19 protein-coding genes are annotated in these 18,156 nt (G+C 67.3%); 7 read left to right on the forward strand and 12 right to left on the reverse strand.

What is annotated here, in order from left to right; translation table 11 throughout:
* The first annotated feature begins 99 nt into the window (after window positions 1-99).
* From J2X06_RS09750 to J2X06_RS09760, 3 genes are all read left to right on the forward strand, one after another.
* Complete coding sequence (locus tag J2X06_RS09750; protein WP_310061640.1) at window positions 100-1,401, forward strand: alkaline phosphatase family protein; 1,302 nt, start codon at window positions 100-102, stop codon at window positions 1,399-1,401.
* Between the two features lie 89 nt (window positions 1,402-1,490).
* Window positions 1,491-3,089: a DNA-3-methyladenine glycosylase 2 family protein gene (locus tag J2X06_RS09755; RefSeq protein ID WP_310061644.1), complete on the forward strand. Its 1,599-nt coding sequence runs from the start codon at window positions 1,491-1,493 to the stop codon at window positions 3,087-3,089.
* Complete coding sequence (locus J2X06_RS09760) at window positions 3,089-3,595, forward strand: methylated-DNA--[protein]-cysteine S-methyltransferase (RefSeq protein ID WP_430539589.1); 507 nt, start codon at window positions 3,089-3,091, stop codon at window positions 3,593-3,595. The genes J2X06_RS09755 and J2X06_RS09760 overlap by 1 nt, the downstream gene beginning before the upstream one ends.
* A 20-nt stretch (window positions 3,596-3,615) precedes the next feature.
* Here the strand turns inward: J2X06_RS09760 and J2X06_RS09765 are convergent, their stop codons facing one another.
* Entirely contained in the window at window positions 3,616-4,959 is a 1,344-nt protein-coding gene (locus tag J2X06_RS09765; protein WP_310061650.1) for a formimidoylglutamate deiminase, read from the reverse strand.
* A 66-nt stretch (window positions 4,960-5,025) separates the two neighbouring features.
* On the opposite strand from J2X06_RS09765, the gene hutI reads away from it, so the two are divergent.
* On the forward strand, window positions 5,026-6,246 hold the full coding sequence (gene hutI / locus J2X06_RS09770) for an imidazolonepropionase (RefSeq protein WP_310063583.1): 1,221 nt from the start codon (window positions 5,026-5,028) through the stop codon (window positions 6,244-6,246).
* A 36-nt stretch (window positions 6,247-6,282) separates the two neighbouring features.
* The gene (locus tag J2X06_RS09775) at window positions 6,283-7,482 is read left to right on the forward strand and encodes a dipeptidase (protein ID WP_310061653.1); all 1,200 of its coding nucleotides are present in this window, start codon (window positions 6,283-6,285) and stop codon (window positions 7,480-7,482) included.
* A gap of 69 nt (window positions 7,483-7,551) precedes the next feature.
* Here the strand turns inward: J2X06_RS09775 and J2X06_RS09780 are convergent, their stop codons facing one another.
* From J2X06_RS09780 to J2X06_RS09800, 5 genes are all read right to left on the reverse strand, one after another.
* Window positions 7,552-7,743: a 30S ribosomal protein THX gene (locus J2X06_RS09780; RefSeq protein WP_310061657.1), complete on the reverse strand. Its 192-nt coding sequence runs from the start codon at window positions 7,741-7,743 to the stop codon at window positions 7,552-7,554.
* Window positions 7,744-7,930: 187 nt separating this feature from the next.
* On the reverse strand, window positions 7,931-8,365 hold the full coding sequence (locus J2X06_RS09785; protein ID WP_310063585.1) for a MerC domain-containing protein: 435 nt from the start codon (window positions 8,363-8,365) through the stop codon (window positions 7,931-7,933).
* 36 nt (window positions 8,366-8,401) lie between these two features.
* A complete protein-coding gene (locus J2X06_RS09790) occupies window positions 8,402-9,214 on the reverse strand; it encodes a metal ABC transporter permease (protein WP_310061660.1) in 813 nt (270 codons plus the stop codon).
* A complete protein-coding gene (locus J2X06_RS09795; protein WP_310061663.1) occupies window positions 9,211-10,110 on the reverse strand; it encodes a metal ABC transporter substrate-binding protein in 900 nt (299 codons plus the stop codon). The genes J2X06_RS09790 and J2X06_RS09795 overlap by 4 nt, the downstream gene beginning before the upstream one ends.
* Window positions 10,111-10,121: 11 nt before the next feature.
* Window positions 10,122-11,510, reverse strand: a complete 1,389-nt coding sequence (locus J2X06_RS09800; protein WP_310061666.1) for a hypothetical protein — start codon at window positions 11,508-11,510, stop codon at window positions 10,122-10,124.
* A gap of 49 nt (window positions 11,511-11,559) precedes the next feature.
* Here J2X06_RS09800 and J2X06_RS09805 point away from each other — a divergent pair, with 49 nt between their 5' ends.
* The gene (locus J2X06_RS09805) at window positions 11,560-11,877 is read left to right on the forward strand and encodes a hypothetical protein (protein WP_310061669.1); all 318 of its coding nucleotides are present in this window, start codon (window positions 11,560-11,562) and stop codon (window positions 11,875-11,877) included.
* Window positions 11,878-11,910: 33 nt separating this feature from the next.
* Here J2X06_RS09805 and J2X06_RS09810 read toward each other — a convergent pair whose 3' ends face one another.
* On the reverse strand, window positions 11,911-12,423 hold the full coding sequence (locus J2X06_RS09810) for a transcriptional repressor (RefSeq protein ID WP_430539562.1): 513 nt from the start codon (window positions 12,421-12,423) through the stop codon (window positions 11,911-11,913).
* Between the two features lie 5 nt (window positions 12,424-12,428).
* Complete coding sequence (gene gltX / locus J2X06_RS09815) at window positions 12,429-13,832, reverse strand: glutamate--tRNA ligase (protein ID WP_310061674.1); 1,404 nt, start codon at window positions 13,830-13,832, stop codon at window positions 12,429-12,431.
* 316 nt (window positions 13,833-14,148) lie between these two features.
* Between gltX and lpxH the strand changes: the two genes are divergently transcribed.
* The gene (gene lpxH, locus J2X06_RS09820) at window positions 14,149-14,886 is read left to right on the forward strand and encodes a UDP-2,3-diacylglucosamine diphosphatase (protein WP_310061675.1); all 738 of its coding nucleotides are present in this window, start codon (window positions 14,149-14,151) and stop codon (window positions 14,884-14,886) included.
* 12 nt (window positions 14,887-14,898) lie between these two features.
* Here lpxH and J2X06_RS09825 read toward each other — a convergent pair whose 3' ends face one another.
* Genes J2X06_RS09825 through J2X06_RS09840 form a run of 4 tightly spaced genes read right to left on the reverse strand, consistent with a single transcriptional unit; the run spans window position 14,899 to window position 18,142 of the window.
* Window positions 14,899-15,705: a ferritin-like domain-containing protein gene (locus J2X06_RS09825; protein ID WP_310061677.1), complete on the reverse strand. Its 807-nt coding sequence runs from the start codon at window positions 15,703-15,705 to the stop codon at window positions 14,899-14,901.
* Between the two features lie 5 nt (window positions 15,706-15,710).
* A complete protein-coding gene (locus J2X06_RS09830) occupies window positions 15,711-16,067 on the reverse strand; it encodes a ribonuclease E inhibitor RraB (RefSeq protein WP_310061681.1) in 357 nt (118 codons plus the stop codon).
* A gap of 2 nt (window positions 16,068-16,069) precedes the next feature.
* On the reverse strand, window positions 16,070-17,536 hold the full coding sequence (gene purF / locus J2X06_RS09835; RefSeq protein WP_310061683.1) for an amidophosphoribosyltransferase: 1,467 nt from the start codon (window positions 17,534-17,536) through the stop codon (window positions 16,070-16,072).
* Window positions 17,537-17,581: 45 nt separating this feature from the next.
* The gene (locus J2X06_RS09840) at window positions 17,582-18,142 is read right to left on the reverse strand and encodes a CvpA family protein (RefSeq protein ID WP_310061685.1); all 561 of its coding nucleotides are present in this window, start codon (window positions 18,140-18,142) and stop codon (window positions 17,582-17,584) included.
* Window positions 18,143-18,156 lie beyond the last annotated feature (14 nt).

Below are 18,156 nucleotides of genomic sequence, written 5' to 3' on the forward strand. Positions count from 1 at the left end.
CAAAACTCCCTTCACTGAGGGCCGCCACTATCGGCAAGGTGACGCAGCGGCACCAGCGACTAAAGTCACCCCGTCTTGTTCCCTAGTTATGATCGGCCGATGCCATCGATCTCTTTCCGGGCAGCGGTTGCGACCGCCTGCCTCAGCCTCCTCGCCGCATGCGCCCAATCCCCTGCTCGCCCCATCCCGAGCCCCGCTCCGCAGCCCGCCGGGTCAGCGGCGACCATCCCGCAGCCACCGCCGGCCGAAGGCGTGGTGATGATTTCGATCGATGCCTTCCGCGCCGATTACCTCGATCTCGGTGTCACCCCGAACCTGAGCCGGATCGCCGCCGAAGGCGCGCGTGCGCGCTGGATGACGCCGTCCTATCCGGCACTCACCTTTCCCAACCACTACACGCTCGTCACCGGCCTGCGTCCGGATCGCCACGGGATCGTCCACAACACGATGTCCGATCCCGACATCGGCGGCTTCAAGGCCGCCGACCGCAATGCCGTGGCCGACGGCCGCTGGTGGGGCGGTGAACCGATCTGGGTGACCGCCGAAAAAAACGGCGTGCGCAGCGCCAGTTGGGCCTGGCCGGGCAGCGCGGCCTCCATCGGCGGTGTCCGGCCGAACCGCTGGAAGGGCTTTGACGACACCGTCCCGCCGATGCAACGCATGGACGACGTGATCGACTGGCTGGACGCGCCTGCGAACGTGCGACCGAAACTGATCACCGTCTACCTGGAGCAGCTCGATCGCGCCGGCCACGACCACGGTCCGGATTCGCCGCAGGTACGCCGCACGCTGGGTGAAATCGATTCGGCGATAGGCCATCTCTACGATGGGCTTGCACAGCGCGCGCTGCTCGATCGCATCAACCTGATCATCGTGTCCGACCACGGCATGGCCACGGTCGGTCCGGGTCGCGTGATAGCGGTGGAGGACATGGTGCCCGAGGAAGACGCAACGGTCGTGTCGATTGGACAGTCCATCGGCATTGCTCCCAAACCGGGGCATGAATCAGCCGCCGCCAAGCGCCTGCTGGGACGCCATGCGCATTACGAATGCTGGCGCAAGGAACAACTGCCCGAACGCTGGCGGTACGGACACCATCCACGCGTGCCACCGATCGTGTGCCAGATGGACGAGGGCTGGGATGCGCTTCCGCGTACGGACGTGGCGCGCCGGTCGCCGCGAGCCGCGCGCGGATCGCATGGTTACGATCCTGTCCTGTCGTCGATGCGCGCGGTGTTCATCGCGCGCGGTCCGGCATTCAAGGCCGGCGCGCAATTGCCCGCCATCGACAACGTCGATGTCTATCCGCTGCTGGCACACCTGCTGGGCCTGGAACCGGCGGACAACGACGGCGACATCGCACCACTGCTGCCTGCGCTGCGCGACGGCGAGGGACACTAGCGCCCACCCATTCAGGCTGTCGGTCGGCGCGCCACATCGATGTCCGAATCCGGCGAGTCGGTGCAACGCGGCGGTGCTAGCCTGCGGTCATGTCCACCTCCCTCCCCCGCCCGGACGCATCGCACTCCACCGGCCTGCCCGATCGGCAGGTCTGCGAGCAGGCACGCAGGAGCCGCGATCCGCGCTTCGACGGCCTGTTCTTCACCGCGGTGCACAGCACGCGCATTTATTGCCGGCCAGTCTGCCCGGCTCCGGCGGCGAAACGGGTCGAATACTTCCGCCATGCCGCCGCGGCCGAGGCCGCCGGCTATCGCCCCTGCCTGCGTTGTCGCCCCGAGCTGTCGCCGGACGATGGCAGCTGGCGGCGCGGCGATGCCACGGTCGCACGCGCGCTCAAGCTGATCGATGAAGGCGCGCTGGCCGAGCAACCGCTGGCGGCGCTGGCGCAACGCGTCGGCGTCGGTGAGCGTCAGTTGCGGCGCCTGTTCGTCGAACGCGTCGGCGTCGCGCCGGGTGGCGTGCACGGCACGCGCCGGCTGCTGTTCGCCAAGCAGTTGCTGACCGAGACGGCGCTGCCGATCACCGAGGTCGCGCTTGCAGCCGGTTTCGGCAGCCTGCGCCGCTTCAATGCCGCGTTCCGCGATGCCTACCGGATGGCGCCGCGCGACCTGCGGCGCCATCCCGCCGGTGTAAGCCTGGGCGAAGGCCCGGGTGAAGGCAGCAAGACGCTGGTGCTGCGATTGGGCTATCGGCCGCCTTACGACTTCGCGGCCATGCTGGACTTCCTGCGTGGCCGCGCCCTGCCCGGCGTGGAAAGCGTCGACGACACCAGTTACATGCGCGTGATCGGCCCGCTCGATCAACCCGGCTGGCTGCGCGTGAGCGCGTGGCCGCGAGGCGAACATGCCCTGCAGCTGGAACTGCACGGCCCCGCGCCCACGCGACTGCTCGACATCGTGCAGCGGTTGCGCCGGATGTTCGACCTCGATGCAGATCCCGACGCCATTGCGGCAGTGCTCTGCGCAGACGATCGCCTGGCGCCCCTGGTAGCGAAGCGACCGGGCCTGCGCCTTCCCAGCGGCTGGGACGGCTTCGAGATCGCCGTGCGCGCGATCCTGGGCCAACAGGTCAGCGTCGCGGCGGCGCGTACGCTCGCGGCAAGGCTGGCGCAGCGTTTTGGACAGCCGTTGGCCCCGTCGTTCGCGCCAGGACTCGAACATCTGTTCCCGACGCCTGAGGCGCTGGCCGATGCCGACCTCGCCACGATCGGCCTGACCCGTGCACGCGCCGATACGGTGCGCGCGGTAGCGCGCGCGATGATCGAGGGACGGGTGGACTTCCGCACGGAGCGGACGCTCGAGGACTTCGCCGAGCGTTGGGTCGCGCTGCCCGGCATCGGGCCGTGGACCGCCCAATACATTGCGCTGCGTGCGCTCGGCCATCCCGATGCGTTCCCTGCCGAAGATCTGGTGCTGCAACGCGCGGTCCCCGACGACGGCTCACGGCTGGGAGCCAAGGCGCTGCTCGCGCGCGCCGAAGCCTGGCGGCCATGGCGCGGCTATGCGGTGATCCAGTTGTGGCGCGATTCGATGACGCCCCCGCCTGTGGCGGTTGCCCGGGCGCCACGACTCTCGCTTGCGGATCGCACTCCTCGCGTCACCGCGCGCAAGCGAGCTTCGCCGACGTGATCACTTTCACGCATATCGACAGCCCCGTTGGTCCGTTGCTGCTGGCCGCCGACGAACAGGGCCTGCGTGTGATCGAATTCCATGCGCCTCGCCATCCGATACCCCCGGGGCCGCATTGGCGCAGGGGCGACCACGAACTGTTGCGTGCCGCGCAGGCGCAACTGGACGAATACTTCGCCGGCACGCGCCACGACTTCGACCTGCCGCTGGCCCCGCAGGGCACTGCGTTCCAATGCGAGGTGTGGCGCACGCTCGCCTCCATTCCGTACGGCGAGACGATCAGCTACGCGCAGCTGGCCGCGAGGATTGGCCGGCCCGCGGCCGTGCGTGCGGTCGGCGCCGCCAACGGACGCAATCCGCTGCCGATCGTGCTGCCTTGCCATCGCGTGATTGGCAGCGACGGCGATCTCACCGGCTTCGGCGGAGGCCTGCCGACCAAGCGCTTCCTCCTGACGCTGGAGGGCGCGCTGCCCGTCGATGACGATCTGTTCGCCGCGATGAACTGACAGCAGTAAGTCAGCCGCGCTCAGTCGGCCAGCAGGCGCGTGATCGCGATGCGGCAGCGGTCGGCAATGGCATCGCTGTGGAAATGCCGGCCGTGTTGGACCACGCAGCGGCCACCGACCCAGGTCTCACGCACCAGGCTGCGATTGCCGCTGAAGATCCAGCGGTCGAGCGCGTCCTCATCGGTAACGCCCGCGAACTGCGTCGCGCTCGTGTCCAGCACCAGTGCGTCGGCGAACTCGCCATCGGCCAGGCTGCCGATGGCGTGACCGGTAGAAGCAGCGGCACTGGTCGCCACGCCCTGCAGCAGCGTCGCAGCGACGCTGGGCGAGGCCGGCGTCACCGCGATGTTGCGTCGACGGGTCACCAACCGTTGGCCGTATTCGAGCCAGCGCAGTTCCTCGACCGGTGACACGGAGATGTGCGAGTCCGAACCCACACCCCAACGACCGCCCGCATCGAGGTAGTCGCGCAACGGGAACAAGCCATCGCCCAGGTTCGCCTCGGTGGTCGTGCAGATCGCCACCGTCGCGCCGCTGCGTGCCACGCCCTGCACTTCGGCATCGCTCAGATGCGTGGCATGCACCAGCGTCCAGCGCTCGTCCACTTGAGCGTTATCCAGGAGCCATTGCACCGGGCGCGCCTTGCGCACGGCCAGGCAATCGTCGACCTCGGCGGTCTGCTCGGCGATATGGATGTGGATGCGGCTGTCCGCCGGCAAGGCCTCCAGCACCGCGCGCATCGCGTCATCGGGCACGGCGCGCAGGCTGTGCAGCGCGCAGCCGATCCGCACCGTCTCGCATTGATGAGTGCGCAGTGCGTCCAGCAGGCGCAGATAACCGTCGACATCGTGGCCGAAGCGGCGCTGGCGCTCGGTCAGCGCGCGCCCATCGAAACCGCCGGTCATGTACAGCACCGGCAGCAGCGTCAGGCGGATGCCGGTTTCCTGTGCCGCTTCGATCAGCGCGCGCGACATCGCCGTCGGATCGGCGTAAGGCGTGCCGTCGGGCCGGTGATGCAGGTAATGAAACTCGCAGACGGTGGTGTAGCCGGCTTCCAGCATCTCGCTGTAGAGCTGCGCCGCCACGGCGTGCAGGCTTTCCGGCGTGAAACGCGCGGCGAACCGGTACATGGTCTCGCGCCAGGTCCAGAAGGAATCGGCCGGGTCGATCTGACGCTCGGCCATGCCCGCCATGGCCCGCTGGAAGGCGTGCGAGTGCAGGTTGGCGATGCCCGGCACGACCCGCTGCGGGGTGGTACCCCCCGACAGGCTGCGGGTGATGCGGCCATGGGCATCGACGTTGAGCTTGACGCCGTCGTGCCAGCCCTGCGGATGCCAGAGCCTTGCGTTGGGGATGGTCTGCATGTGCGCCATTGTGCCGGGTCGGGCGCAGGCTGGCGATGACAACGCCTCTACAATGGGGGCATGAGCATGACCGAACCGCAATGGGATGGACTGGTCGTCGGCGCCCATCTGGCGACGCTGGACGGCGCCGCAGGCTATGGCGAAATCACCGACGGCGCGCTCGGCTGGCACGATGGTCGCATCACCCATGTCGGTCGCCGCGCCGACCTGCCCGCGTCGCCGGAACGGTTGGCGCGCGAGGTGATCCAAGCCGATGGCTGGATCACGCCCGGTCTCATCGACTGCCATACCCACCTGGTGTTCGCCGGCGACCGCGCCCGCGAATTCGAGCTGCGCCTGCAGGGCGCCAGTTACGAGGAGATCGCCCGCGCCGGCGGTGGTATCGCCTCGACTGTGAAAGCAACGCGCGAGGCCGACGAGGACGAGTTGCTGCGCCAGTCGTTGCCGCGCGCGCAGGCCCTGGTCGCCAGTGGCGCCACGACACTGGAGATCAAATCCGGCTACGGCCTGGACCTCGACAACGAGCGCAAGATGCTGCGCGTTGCGCGCCGGATCGGCGAGCGGCTGGGCGTGACTGTACGCACCACCTACCTCGCCGCGCACGCGCTGCCGACGGAGTTTGCCGGCAATTCCGACGGCTACATCAATGCGGCCGTCCAATGGTTGCCGCAATTGCACTCTGAAGGGCTGGTGGATGCGGTCGATGCGTTCTGCGAAGGCATCGGCTTCACGCCCGGGCAGACGCGGCGGATGTTCGAGGCGGCACGCGCATTGGGCGTACCGGTCAAGCTGCACGCCGACCAGCTCAGTGACCTGGGCGGCGGGGCGCTGGCAGCGGCGTTCGATGGTTTGTCCGCCGATCACGTCGAGCACACCAGCGTCGACAGCGTGCGCGCGATGGCCGGGCACGGCACCGTCGCCGTGTTGTTGCCCGGCGCCTTCCACGTGCTGCGCGAGACCAAGCTGCCGCCGCTGGACGCGTTCCGCGAACACGGCGTCGCGATGGCCGTGGCCACCGACTGCAATCCCGGCACATCGCCGCTGCTGTCGATGCGTCAGGCGATGCAGCTGGCCAGCACGCATTTCAGGCTGACGCCGGAAGAAGCCCTGCGCGGAGCCACGACGCACGCCGCCCGCGCGCTCGGTTTCAACGACCGTGGCGCGCTGCGCGTCGGCGCGCGCGCCGACTTCGTATGCTGGAACCTTCGCCATCCTTCCGAGCTCTGTTACTGGCTCGGCGGCCAGCTGACCCACGGCGTATTCGCCGGCGGGCGGCAGGTGGCCTGATCACACGCTACCATCGAACACACCAGGGGAGAATGCATGCGCTTTTCGATTGCCACCGGCCTGTCCTTGCTGATTGCGACCTCGCCGTCGTTTGCGGCTGCACCGACCGCCGCCCAGAAGCTTGCCCAGGACGCCACCATCGTCGACACCCACATCGACGCGCCGTCGGAACTGCTGAAGCATTGGGATGACCTGGGCGTGGCGGCGCCCGGCAAGGAGTTCGACTATCCCAAGGCGCGCCAGGGCGGACTCGACGTCGCTTTCATGTCGATCTATACCTCTCCGGAGGAGGACGCCGAAGGCAAGGCCTGGCAGATCGCCAATACCCAGATCGACGCGGTCGAGGCGATGGTCGGCCGGCATCCCGACAAGTTCGCCGTGCTGCGCTCGCCGGGTGATCTCGAACGCCTGCGCGCCGGCGGACGCGTGACGCTCGCGCTGGGCATGGAGAACGGCGCGCCCATCGGCGACGATCTGGCGAAGATCGCGCAATTCCATGCGCGCGGAGTGCGCTACATCACCCTCGCCCACAGCGCCAACAACCGCATCAGCGATTCCTCGTATACGGTGCAGAAGCAATGGGGCGGCCTGAGTCCGTTCGGCGAGAAGGTCGTGGCCGAGATGAATCGCGTCGGCATCATGGTCGACGTCTCGCACCTGTCCGATGATGCCGTGCGTGACGTCCTGCGCGTCACCGACGTGCCGGTGATCGCCAGCCATTCCAGCATGCGTCATTTCACCCCGGGCTTCGAGCGCAACATCAGCGACGAACTCGCCCGAGCCGTCGCCGCCGAGGGCGGCGTGGTGCAACTGGCGTTCGGCACCGCCTTCGTCAGTCCTAAGGCGGCGGCAGACCTGCAGGCCTTCTTCGCCGCGGAAGCCGACTTCGACCGCGCCAACGCGGCCGCTGCCGCGGCAGGCCAGCCGACGCGATCGAAGGACGATTTCGAGAAGGAATGGAAGACCGCGCACCCGGTACCGGTCGTCCATATCGATGCCGTGCTCGACCAGATCGACTACGGGGTGAAGACCATCGGCATCGACCACGTCGGTATGGGCTCGGACTTCGACGGCGTCAGCGGCAACCTGCCGGTCGAACTGCACTCGGTCGCCGACTACCCCAATCTCGTCGCCGGCCTGCAGGCGCGTGGTTACAAGGATGCGGATATCCGCAAGATCCTGGGCGGCAACCTGCTGCGCGTGTGGAACGCGGTCGAGGCCGCGGCGGCGCACTGAGGGCGGCACGGGTCAGGCAAAAAAAAGCCCCGCGACGCGGGGCTTTTTTTGGGGTCAGCGCGTGGGCGCTTATTCCTTGGTGGCGGTCTTCTTCACCGCGACCTTCTTGGCCGGGGCCTTGGCCACGGTCTTGGTCGCCTTCTTCGCGACCGGCGCGGCGGCGGTGCCGGCAGCCTTGGTCACGGCCTTGCTGCTGCGAGCGTTGCCGTAGCTGGAGTTGTAGCGCTTGCCCTTAGCGGTCTTGCGGTCGCCCTTGCCCATGTTCGTGCTCCTGAATCTGTCAAAAATCCGCACGGCGGTGCGGGTTACGAGGTTGCGCGGTCGCCGCGCAAGACCGCGAAGTCTACCACGCGCAGCCCCCATGTCCCCCTGGGGTCAGCCCACTTCCTGCGGGGCCCCGGTGTTTGCCCAGCAAACTGGGATTGATCCCCCAATGCGCAGCATTGGATCAATGCACGCAACTGGCGTCGTGAACGTGCACGTAGTTGAGCCTCAGGTTGGCCAGATGCGCCAACCCGACCAATGTGCCGCCGCAGGTCATCGCGATGGCATGCGGCACGAGTGCATGGTGCAGCGGGTCGTACAACACCCCCGTCCACAGTACCGCCAAGCCGGGCAGCAGCAGGCTCATCGCCCTGACCGCCCCGTGACGGCGGTAGCCCCAGAGCACGCTGAACAGGCCCAGCAGGGTCGCGAACAGAACGAAGCCACGCTCGAAGTCGTCGCCCAGCCACGTCGCGACACCCAGCGGCGGGAGCGAGGCGATCAACACCGGCAGCAGGGCGCAATGCGCCGCACACAGCAGCGAACCAGTCGCGCCGAGGCGGTCGAGGAGCGACCGGGGGCTGGAAGCCTGGCGCACGGGGGGGAGATCGTCCTTCATCTCGTTATAGTGTAACAGTCGCATGTAAATGGCCGGTTACGCCCCGGCGTCGAACACCGGTTTCGCCGCGGCATGGGACGGATGGGAGCGACGCACCATGGGGACGGCCTGGGCCAGCAGGGCGCACCCGGCCAGCGTCCAGACGATCATGGCGCCGCTGGGCAGGTCCAGCACCGCCGACAGCCCGAGGCCCAGGACGTAGCCCAACGCACCAATGACGTAGGCCGCGACCATGCGCGAGCGGCCTCTCATGCCCGCGGTCGCCAGCGCCGGCACGATCAGGCTGGCGAACACCAGGTAGACGCCGACCAGCTGAACCGATGCGGTGATGGCCAGCGCGAACAGGGCATAGAACAACAGTCCCACCAACCGCCCGCCCCGCAGCCACATGAACGCGAGCAGCGCCGCCGACAACACCGCGGCCGGGATCAGCTGCGAATAGCTGACCCACAGGATCTGCCCGACGAGCAGGTCCTTGAGGTGCTCGCCGCCCTGCGGATTGTCGGCCAGCAGCAGCAGGCCGCCAGTGGCAGCCAGCGCGAACAGCGTGCCGATCAGTGGCTCCTGGTACTCCGGCCAGCGGCGGTCGGTCCAGGACAGCAGGCCGGCGCCGGCCAGTGCGGCAGCCGCAGCAGCGATCTGGACGCCGAAGCCGTGCTCGTCGATCCCCAGGTACTGCGCGAGGATCACGCCCAGGCCGGCGATCTGTGCGATCGCCAGGTCGATGAAGATGATGCCGCGCGACAGCACCTGCTTGCCCAGCGGCACGTGCGTCGACAACACCACCAGTCCGGCCACGCAGGCCGGGCCGAGGATGCTGAGGTCCAGTCCATCGAGATTGAGCGTCATTTGGCGGCCCCCAGCAGCTTGGAAATGGTGGAGTCGAACAGGCCGAACAGGTCCTTCGACTGCGCATCGCCGCCAACGGTGAACGGCAGCGACACCGCCGGTACGCCGGTGCGCTCGGACAGCCAGTCGGCCGGCTTGGGATCCTGGTAGGCGGCGCGCACGATCGCGAGCGTGTTGGCGCCCTTGGTGGTGGCGATCAGGCTGGCCAGGTGCGCGCTGGTCGGCGGCACGCCCGGCTTGGGCTCCAGTGCGCCGATCTGCTCGATGCCCAGCCAATCCCAGAGATAGACCCAGCTGATGTGGTGGACGACGACCTTGCGTCCCTTCAGCGGCGTGGCCTGTGCTTTCCACTTCGTCATCGCTGCCAGCCAGCGCTTGCTGAAGTCGTCCAGGCGCTGCTGGTAGGTGGCGGCATTGGCGGGGTCGAGCTGGGCCAGGCGCGCATCGAGCGCCTTGGCAATCACCAGGACGCGGCGCGGATCCAACTGCACGTGCGGATTGCCGTCCGGATGGACATCGCCATAGGCGCGATCCAAGGCGGTCGGCTTCTCCAGCGTCTTGACCTGCGCGGCTGCCATGAACGAACCCGCGCCCGAAGCAACCTTGGCGTTGCCGGACTGGCGGATCAGTTGCGGCAGCCAGCCCACCTCCAGTTCGGCACCGGTGCAAACGAGCAGGTCGGCGCTGCGCACCTTGGCGATCAGGCTCGGCTTGGCCTCGATCACGTGCACGTCCTGAAGGGCGGACGTGCCGACGTCGATGTCGACCTTGTCACCGGCCAGTTCCTGCACCAGCGAACCCCATTCCGGCTCGCAGGCGAACACTTTCAACTTCGCCTGCGCCGGCATGGAGACCATGGCGGCCAGGAGCAATGCGGGAATCGCGAATAGTTTCATGTCGTTGGCTCTCAGAACTTGTGCGCGCCGTGCGCACCCATGCTGGCCTGGTACTGGACGGTGACCGCATTGTCGCTGTCATCGGGATTGGGTCTGTCGTGGCTGACCTGCAGTCGGAACAGGCTGAATTCGCTGTGGCGCCAGGTCAGTTCGGCGCTGTGCCGGTAGGGATCGAAATCGCTTGCGAACGGACCTTTGTCGTCAGCCCACAGTTTGTCGTAGCGGTAACCCAAGTCCCAGGTGCGGTTGAAGCGGTACACCGCCTCGAAATAAGCGCCGCGACGCTGGCCATCCCAAGGTGTGATGATGGTCGGATCGTCCGCGTCGGCGACTTCGCCATCGTTCTGGTTGAGGAAGTATTCGCTGCGCAGGGTGATCCCGCCATCCTTGAAGTTGCCCTGCGGCGCCCATTTCCACGTCGCGTCGGCGATATACAGGTTGACGTCGCCGCTGAAGCCGTCTTCCGCGCCGTTGGCCTCGGTCTTGAGCATCGAGACGCCGGCGAGCCATGAATTCTCCGTGCCGACATCGCCGCCGACATGGGCGAACAGCGTGCTCGTACCCAAGCCGCCGTTGTCGGCGCCGGCACTGGGGTAGCTCTGCCCGCGGAAGACTTCGCCACCGAGTTCGACCAGCAGGCTGGTGGGCGCCACCCAGCGCAACTGCACGCCGTCGTCGCCGTACTGGTTGCCGAGGAAGGCCTGGTAGGGCAGCGGCCGGTCGAAGAAGCTGTCGGTATGGGCGTGATGGCTGTTGAGGTAGCCGATGTTGGAGAAGAACCGCCCCAGGCGCAGGTTGAAGCCGGCCGGCAGCGCGGTGGTGTCGATGTAGCCCTCTTCGATACCGATATCGTCCTCGCCGTCCTCGCTTTCGATCGAAGCGGTCAGCTGGCCATAGAACTTGTCATCGATGTTGGCGGCGAAAGAGATCTCGCTCTCGCCCAGCGAGAAGCCGTCTGCGCTGGGGCCACCCTCGCCCACCAGCGGGAAGCCGGCACGCACGTAGTCGTCCGGATCGAGTGAATGATGCGAGTAGCTGCCGTTGAGGATGATGCTGATCGCCGGATTGAAGGCGTTGGCATTGCTGCCGCTGCTGGCCACCGCGGCTACCGGGGCGGCTACGGTGGCAGTGACATCGCTGGCGGTGTCGCCTGCAGCCTCCGGAGTGGCGGCAAGCGCATCGATCTCTTCCTGCTGGCTTGTCGGTGTCGTTGTCGGCGTCGTAGTCGGCTGCACGGGTGTGACCGCGACGGGCTGACCTTTCAGCTCCTGCAATTGCGCCTGCAGCGCCTTGACCTGCGCTTCCAAGGCCTCGATGCGACGGTCGGTGGCGGGGTCGGTGGCGTATGCGGGGCTCGCCAATACCGACAGGATGAACAGGCCAAGCAGCGATTTCCGCATGGTGCCGAGAGCCGATTGAGAAGGTTATAACATAACACTTCCATCACCCTTGGGCGTCAATAGGGCTTTGGTCACTGCTGTTTGCCGTTTCTGGCCGATTGCCTGCAGGCGGCAGGGGTCTCCCAAGCAGTCATCCTCTCGTCGGCAACTGTTCGGCGCTCGTTACCTCGTCACGCTGTTCGGCCTGACCCTGCTATCGCACCGGCTCGGCGGCTGCTTCGGCGCATGGGTGGGCGGCCTGGTGATGGAGCGTTTCGGCGACTACACATGGATGTGGTACGCCGATATGGCGCTGGCACTCGTCGCCGCCGTGGCCAATCTGCCGATCCGCGAAAGCCGTCCCGTGCTGCAACCCGCGACGGCCTGACGCCACGGTGCGGCTTCGACCGCCACTGCGCACTCAGGCTGCGTCAGCCTGCGAACAGGTCGCGCAAACGCCGTGCACTTCCACGGTCTGCGCCTGCGGAGTGAAGCCGAGCTTGCGCGCGCGGGCATCGAGCAATTCGACGATGCGCTCGTCCTCCAGCTCGGTGGCGGATTGGCAGCGGTCGCAGATCAGGAACGGCACCGCATGCTGCGCGGCGCCGGGATGGTGGCAACCGACGAAGGCGTTGATCGACGAGAGTTTGTGGATGAAGCCGTGTTCAAGCAGGAAGTCCAGCGCGCGGTAGACCGTCGGCGGCGCCGCGGCATCGTGCGTGGCCTTCATCTGGTCGAGCAGTTCATAGGCCTTCACCGGCCGGCCCGCATCGGCGATCAGGCGCAGCGCACGGGCACGGATCGGAGTCAGCCGCAGGCCCCGCTGCTCGCACGCGCGCTCCACTTCCTGCACGAAGGCATCGCCGTCGTGGACGTGGTGCTTGGGATCGGTGCAGGTGTGGTCGTGGCCCATGGCGTTCTCGTGGTCGCCCAACCGATTTAGGCCTCGGTAGGCACTTTTGCAAGGGCAGCGTCGATTCGACGCAGCGCCTCGGCTTGGCCGGCGAGGTAGACGGTGTGGGAAATGTCGGGGCTGACCTGGGTGCCGGTGAGCGCCACGCGCAGGGGCTGGGCCACCTTGCCCATGCCGATGCCAAGCGCTTCGGCGGTGGCATGCAGCGCGCCGCTGACCGCATCGGCGCTCCACGAAGTCAGTTGCGCCAGGCGTTCGCGCGCATCGGCCAGCGGCGCACGCGCGGTGGGGCCCAGGTGCTTGGCCACGGCGGCATCGTCGTACTGCGTCAACGGCCCGAACCACACCGCCGCACGCTCGGCCATGTCCTTGAGCGTCTGCACGCGGTCGCGCAGCGCGACCACGATGTCGGCCGGTGCGGGCCCACTGGCCAGGTCGTAGCCGGCCTGTCGCAGATGCCATTCAAGATGCTTGCCGACTTCGACCGGATCGTCGCTCTTGAGGTACTGCTGGTTGAGCCAGCCGAGCTTGGCCGAGTCCAGGCGCGAGGCCTTGGAGTTGACGTCTTTCAGGTCGAACAGCGCGGTCATTTCCGCGATCGAGAAGATTTCCTGGTCGCCGTGCGACCAGCCCAGGCGCACCAGGTAGTTCAGCAGTGCGTGCGGCAGGTAGCCGGCATCGCGGTACTGCATGACGTCGGCCGCGCCGGTGCGCTTGGACAGCTTGGCGCCCTGTTCGTCGAGGATCATCGGCATGTGCGCGAAATGCGGCACCGGTGCGCCGAGCGCCCGATAAATGTTGATCTGGCGCGGTGTGTTGTTGACATGATCGTCGCCGCGCACGACATCGCTGATGCGCATGTCGATGTCGTCGACCACCACGGCGAAGTTGTAGGTCGGATAGCCATCCGAGCGGAAGATCACCAGGTCGTCCATCTCGCTGTTGGCGATCTCGATGCGGCCCTTGACCTTGTCCTCCCACACGACCACGCCATCGAGCGGGTTCCTGAAGCGGATCACGCGGTTGGGATCGTCGCGATAGGGTTCGTTGCGGTCGCGGTAGGCGCCGTTGTAGCGCGGCTTCTCGCCGGCAGCCATCGCCGCCTCGCGCATCGCCTCGAGCTCTTCCTTGGCCTCGTAGGCGTAATAGGCGGTACCGGCCGCCACCATCTGCTCGGCGACTTCGCGATAACGATCCAGGCGCTGGGTCTGGTAGATCGGGCCCTCGTCGTAGCCCAGGCCGAGCCAGTCCATCGCTTCCAGGATCGCGTCGATCGCGGCCTGCGTGCTGCGCTCGCGGTCGGTGTCCTCGATACGCAGCACGAACTGCCCACCATGACGGCGCGCTTCCAGCCAGCAATACAGCGCTGCGCGCGCGCCACCGATATGCAGGTAGCCGGTGGGACTGGGAGCGAAACGAGTGCGGGTCATGGCGGCTCGGGTTACGACGGGGGGAAAGGGGGGCGATTTTACCGGATGGGCTGTTAGGCGGTCGCATCGGACGGCGGATGCTTCTGTGCCCTGCGTCTTTTGCGGGATTGCGGGTCCGCCCGTCCTTCGATGGCCCGTCCATCCTTCGACGTCGGCGCGCTGCACCTGCGCTCAGGACGAACGGTGGAGGTTTCCGACGCCGCCATACCGTTCGTCCTGAGCGTAGCGCCGCAGGCGCGAAAGCCTGCCCTGAGCCTGCCGAAGGGTCGAAGGTTGGGCGGGCCGATAAGCCCGCAACCCCCTACAATCCAACCCCATGACGACGCTGTTCATTTCCGATCTTCACCTCGACAACGAACGCCCGCAGATCACCGATCTGTTCGGCCATTTCATCCGCAGCGAGGCACGCGGCGCCGATGCGCTCTACATCCTGGGCGATCTGTTCGAGGCCTGGGTCGGCGACGACGACCCGTCCGATACGGGCGCATTCGTCGCCAGCGAACTGAGTGCACTGACTCGTTCGGGCGTGCCGGTGCATTTCATCCGCGGCAATCGCGACTTCCTGCTCGGCGATGCCTATGCTCGCCGCGCCCGCATGACCGTCCTGCCCGACCCCGCGGTGGTGATGCTCTATGGCAAGCCCACGCTGCTGATGCACGGCGACCTGCTGTGCACGGACGACGTCGCCTACCAGCAGTTCCGTTCGCAGACGCGCAAGCCCGAGTGGCAGGCGCAGTTCCTGTCGCAGCCGCTGGCGGCGCGCATCGCCTTCGCCCAGCAGGCACGTGCGGCCAGCAAGGCGCACCAGAGCGGGCTGCAGGACCAGGGACGCATGGAGACCATCACCGACGTGGCGCCGGCCACGGTCGCCAGCACGTTCTCGCGCTATGCCATCGACACGCTGATCCACGGCCATACCCACCGTCCGGCCGTGCATCAGCTGGACGTCGACGGCCACGCGTGCCGCCGCATCGTGCTCGGCGACTGGTACGAACAGGGCTCGGTGCTGCGCGCGGATGCGAACGGCTTCGACCTGCAGCGCCTGACGACCTGACCGGCAGCGAAGTCAGCCGGCCAGTTTCTCCAGCGCGGCGAGTTCGTCGTCGTCGAAACCGGCGGCGCTGCGCGCGGAATGATTGAACGGGCCGTACAGCACGGCCCTCGCATACTCGGCAAGCAGTTCGCGGAAACGCGACAGCGGATCGACGCCCTCGCGCTCGCAATACCAGCGGAACCAGCGCGAACCGGCGGCGACGTGCGCCACTTCGTCGAGCAGGATCACCTCGAGGATGTCCGCGGTGCCGTCGTCGCCGAGCGAGCGCAGCTTGGTGATCATTCCCGGCGTCACGTCCAGGCCCCGCGCTTCCAGCACGCGAGGCACCAGCGCCATGCGCGCAAGACCATCGTGCGCGGTCTTCTCTGCCATTTCCCACAAGCCGTTGTGGGCGTCGAAGTCGCCGTAATCGCGACCGAATTCGCATAGCCGCTCGCGCAGCATGACGAAATGCCGCGCCTCGTCATGGGCCACGTTGACCCAGTCGGCATAGAACTCATCGGGCATCCCGCGAAACCGGTAAGCCGCATCCCAGGCCAGGTCGATCGCGTTGAATTCGATATGCGCGACGGCATGGATGAACGCCGTGCGACCTTCGATGGTGCCGAATCCGCGCTTGGGCAGATCTCGCGGATGCACCAGCAGCGGGCGTTCCGGCCGGCCGGGCATGGCAATGGGCTGCGGCGGCGGCGCGTCTTCGGGAATGGTCAACTCGCCGCGCGCAAATGCCTTCGCCGCCGCGATCGTCGCTTCGACCTTGGCTTCAGGCGTGGCCGCATCCAGGCACGCACGCGCAGCGTCGAACAACGAGCGCTGCATGCCGCTCAGTGCCCGCCGTCGTCCGCCATCGGACTGCCCCAGCCGTCGGAGAAGCCGCCGTGGGTTTCGGCCAACTCGCCCAACTCGCGTTCCAGCGCCGTGATCGCGGCGTGCTTCGGCACCATCACGCGCACGACGCAGACCTGCCACACGCCTTCGTCGTCGGACTCCGGCGAATCCACGACCACGTCCGGCAATGCCTCGGCCGCTTCGGCAAAGGCGTTGGCGCGATCCTCGTCGGCGAAGACGTGGAAGAACTCGATGCCGCGCTCGCGGCTGAGGTCGTCGCCGTCCTCGAGCATGCGCTTGAGCACCTGCCCGTTCTCGTCGTCGGGGATCATCGCCATTTGCAGCCCGCGCATGCTCACGCCCTCCGCGTCTTCTTCGCCTCGTCCGAACGCAGCTGCTTGATGCGCTCGAAATAGCCGGGCTCGATGCCGGTCACGTACTCGCCGTTGAAGCACGAGGAATCGAAGTGGTCGATGCGCTTCTTCGGGCCCGAGACCGCTTCCTCCAGGTCCGACAGGTCCTGGTAGATAAGCCAGTCGCAACCCAGCAGCTGCTGCACTTCCTCGTCGGTACGGTCGTGGGCGACCAGTTCCTCGGCCGAGGGCATATCGATGCCGTACACGTTGGGATAGCGCACCGCCGGAGCGGCCGAGGCGAGGTAGACCTTGCGCGCACCGGCATCGCGCGCCATCTGCACGATCTGCTTGGAGGTGGTGCCGCGCACGATCGAGTCGTCGACCAGCAGCACCACGCGGTTGCGGAATTCCAGCGGGATCGGGTTGAGCTTGCGGCGCACCGATTTCGCGCGCTCGCCCTGCCCCGGCATGATGAAGGTGCGGCCGACGTAGCGGTTCTTGATGAATCCTTCGCGATACTTCACGCCCAGCACGTTGGAGATTTCCAACGCGGCGTCGCGCGAGGTGTCGGGAATCGGGATCACCGTGTCGATGTCGTGGTCCGGGCGCAGGCGCAGGATCTTCTCGCCGAGCTTCTGGCCCATGCGCATGCGCGCCTTGTGCACGGAGACCTCGTCCATCATCGAGTCGGGACGGGCGAAGTACACGTATTCGAAGATGCATGGCGTGTGCTTGTGCGGCTGCGCGCACTGGCGCGTGAACAGCTCGCCGCGCGGCGTCACCACGACGCCCTCGCCCGGGCGCACGTCGCGCAGGCGCTCGAAGCCGAGCAGGTCGAGTGCGACCGATTCGGACGCCACCGCGTATTCGTCCTGCCCGCCCGAGGAGCGCTTGCCCAGCACCAGCGGACGGATGCCATTGGGATCGCGGAACGCGACCAGGCCCAGGCCCAGCACGGTGGCGACGACGGCGAAGCCGCCGATGCAGCGGCGGTTGACGCCTTCGATCGCCTTGAACGCGGCCTCGGGATTGAGCGCCTTCTGCGTGTCCAGCTCATGCGCGAACACGTTGAGCAGGACCTCCGAGTCCGACTCCGTGTTGACGTTGCGGCGGTCCTGCTCGAACACCTCGCGCCGCAGCGCGTCGGTATTGATCAGGTTGCCGTTGTGCGCCAGCGCGATGCCGAACGGGGAATTGACGTAGAACGGCTGCGCCTCGTCCGAGCCTTCGCTGCCTGCCGTCGGATAACGACAATGGGCGATGCCGACACGACCTTCGAGCAGGCTGATCGCAGCCGCATCGAAGACGTCGCTGGCCAGGCCGTTGCCCTTGTGCACGCGCAACTTGCTGCCGTTGGCGGTTGCGATGCCGGCCGCGTCCTGGCCGCGATGTTGCAGCACCCCCAGGCCGTCGAAGAGCTGCGCCGCGACGTCGGTGTTGCCGACGATACCGAGAATGCCGCACATGGTGATGAGTCCTGCCTAGTAAATGGGGTTGTTGCTAATGCGCCGTCAGGCTTCGCTGACCGGCGCCGGCAGCGCCTGCCCGTCATCCGGGGGCACTGTCTGAATTTCATCGCGACCATCCAGGTCCACTTGCGCGGCCACCCACTCGGGCAGCCAACCGCGCAGCCATTGCGCGCCCGGCACGAATACCGGCACCACCTGCGAGCGCTGCCATTGCGCTTCGCGCGGCATCCCTGTCAGTCCGAGCACCAGCACCAGCGCGCAGGCGACGAACGCACCGCGCACCAATCCCAGCGCCAGGCCCAGCGTGCGATCCAGCCCGCTCAACCCGGCCGACTGCACCGCCTTGCGGACCAGCCATCCGACCAGGCCCACCACCACCATCACGCCGATGAAGCTCAGCGTGTAACCGGCCAACAGCTCACCGGCTCCCGGCTCGCCATCGCCGGCCAGCATCAGCGCCACTTGCGCGCCGAAGCGGAACGCGGCCCAGCCCGCCAGTACCCAGGCCGTCAACGAGGCCAGCACGCCGACGAACCCGCGCATCAGCCCGAGCAGCGCCGACACGGCGACCACCGCCAGCAACACCCAATCGACTGCGCCCATCGTCGCCTTGCCGG

Origin of the sequence: Lysobacter niastensis, from assembly GCF_031457115.1 — a bacterium.
Lineage (GTDB): Bacteria > Pseudomonadota > Gammaproteobacteria > Xanthomonadales > Xanthomonadaceae > Lysobacter_J > Lysobacter_J niastensis_A.

What these genes read in the sequence shown, in the direction of transcription:
- J2X06_RS09750 (WP_310061640.1), top strand. Translation starts at nt 100, where the DNA reads ATGCCATCGATCTCTTTCCGGGCAGCGGTTGCGACCGCCTGCCTCAGC.
- J2X06_RS09755 (WP_310061644.1), top strand. Translation starts at nt 1,491, where the DNA reads ATGTCCACCTCCCTCCCCCGCCCGGACGCATCGCACTCCACCGGCCTG.
- J2X06_RS09765 (WP_310061650.1), bottom strand. Translation starts at nt 4,959, where the DNA reads ATGCAGACCATCCCCAACGCAAGGCTCTGGCATCCGCAGGGCTGGCAC.
- hutI (WP_310063583.1), top strand. Translation starts at nt 5,026, where the DNA reads ATGACCGAACCGCAATGGGATGGACTGGTCGTCGGCGCCCATCTGGCG.
- J2X06_RS09775 (WP_310061653.1), top strand. Translation starts at nt 6,283, where the DNA reads ATGCGCTTTTCGATTGCCACCGGCCTGTCCTTGCTGATTGCGACCTCG.
- J2X06_RS09780 (WP_310061657.1), bottom strand. Translation starts at nt 7,743, where the DNA reads ATGGGCAAGGGCGACCGCAAGACCGCTAAGGGCAAGCGCTACAACTCC.
- J2X06_RS09785 (WP_310063585.1), bottom strand. Translation starts at nt 8,365, where the DNA reads ATGAAGGACGATCTCCCCCCCGTGCGCCAGGCTTCCAGCCCCCGGTCG.
- J2X06_RS09790 (WP_310061660.1), bottom strand. Translation starts at nt 9,214, where the DNA reads ATGACGCTCAATCTCGATGGACTGGACCTCAGCATCCTCGGCCCGGCC.
- J2X06_RS09795 (WP_310061663.1), bottom strand. Translation starts at nt 10,110, where the DNA reads ATGAAACTATTCGCGATTCCCGCATTGCTCCTGGCCGCCATGGTCTCC.
- J2X06_RS09800 (WP_310061666.1), bottom strand. Translation starts at nt 11,510, where the DNA reads ATGCGGAAATCGCTGCTTGGCCTGTTCATCCTGTCGGTATTGGCGAGC.
- gltX (WP_310061674.1), bottom strand. Translation starts at nt 13,832, where the DNA reads ATGACCCGCACTCGTTTCGCTCCCAGTCCCACCGGCTACCTGCATATC.
- lpxH (WP_310061675.1), top strand. Translation starts at nt 14,149, where the DNA reads ATGACGACGCTGTTCATTTCCGATCTTCACCTCGACAACGAACGCCCG.
- J2X06_RS09825 (WP_310061677.1), bottom strand. Translation starts at nt 15,705, where the DNA reads ATGCAGCGCTCGTTGTTCGACGCTGCGCGTGCGTGCCTGGATGCGGCC.
- J2X06_RS09830 (WP_310061681.1), bottom strand. Translation starts at nt 16,067, where the DNA reads ATGCGCGGGCTGCAAATGGCGATGATCCCCGACGACGAGAACGGGCAG.
- purF (WP_310061683.1), bottom strand. Translation starts at nt 17,536, where the DNA reads ATGTGCGGCATTCTCGGTATCGTCGGCAACACCGACGTCGCGGCGCAG.
- J2X06_RS09840 (WP_310061685.1), bottom strand. Translation starts at nt 18,142, where the DNA reads ATGGGCGCAGTCGATTGGGTGTTGCTGGCGGTGGTCGCCGTGTCGGCG.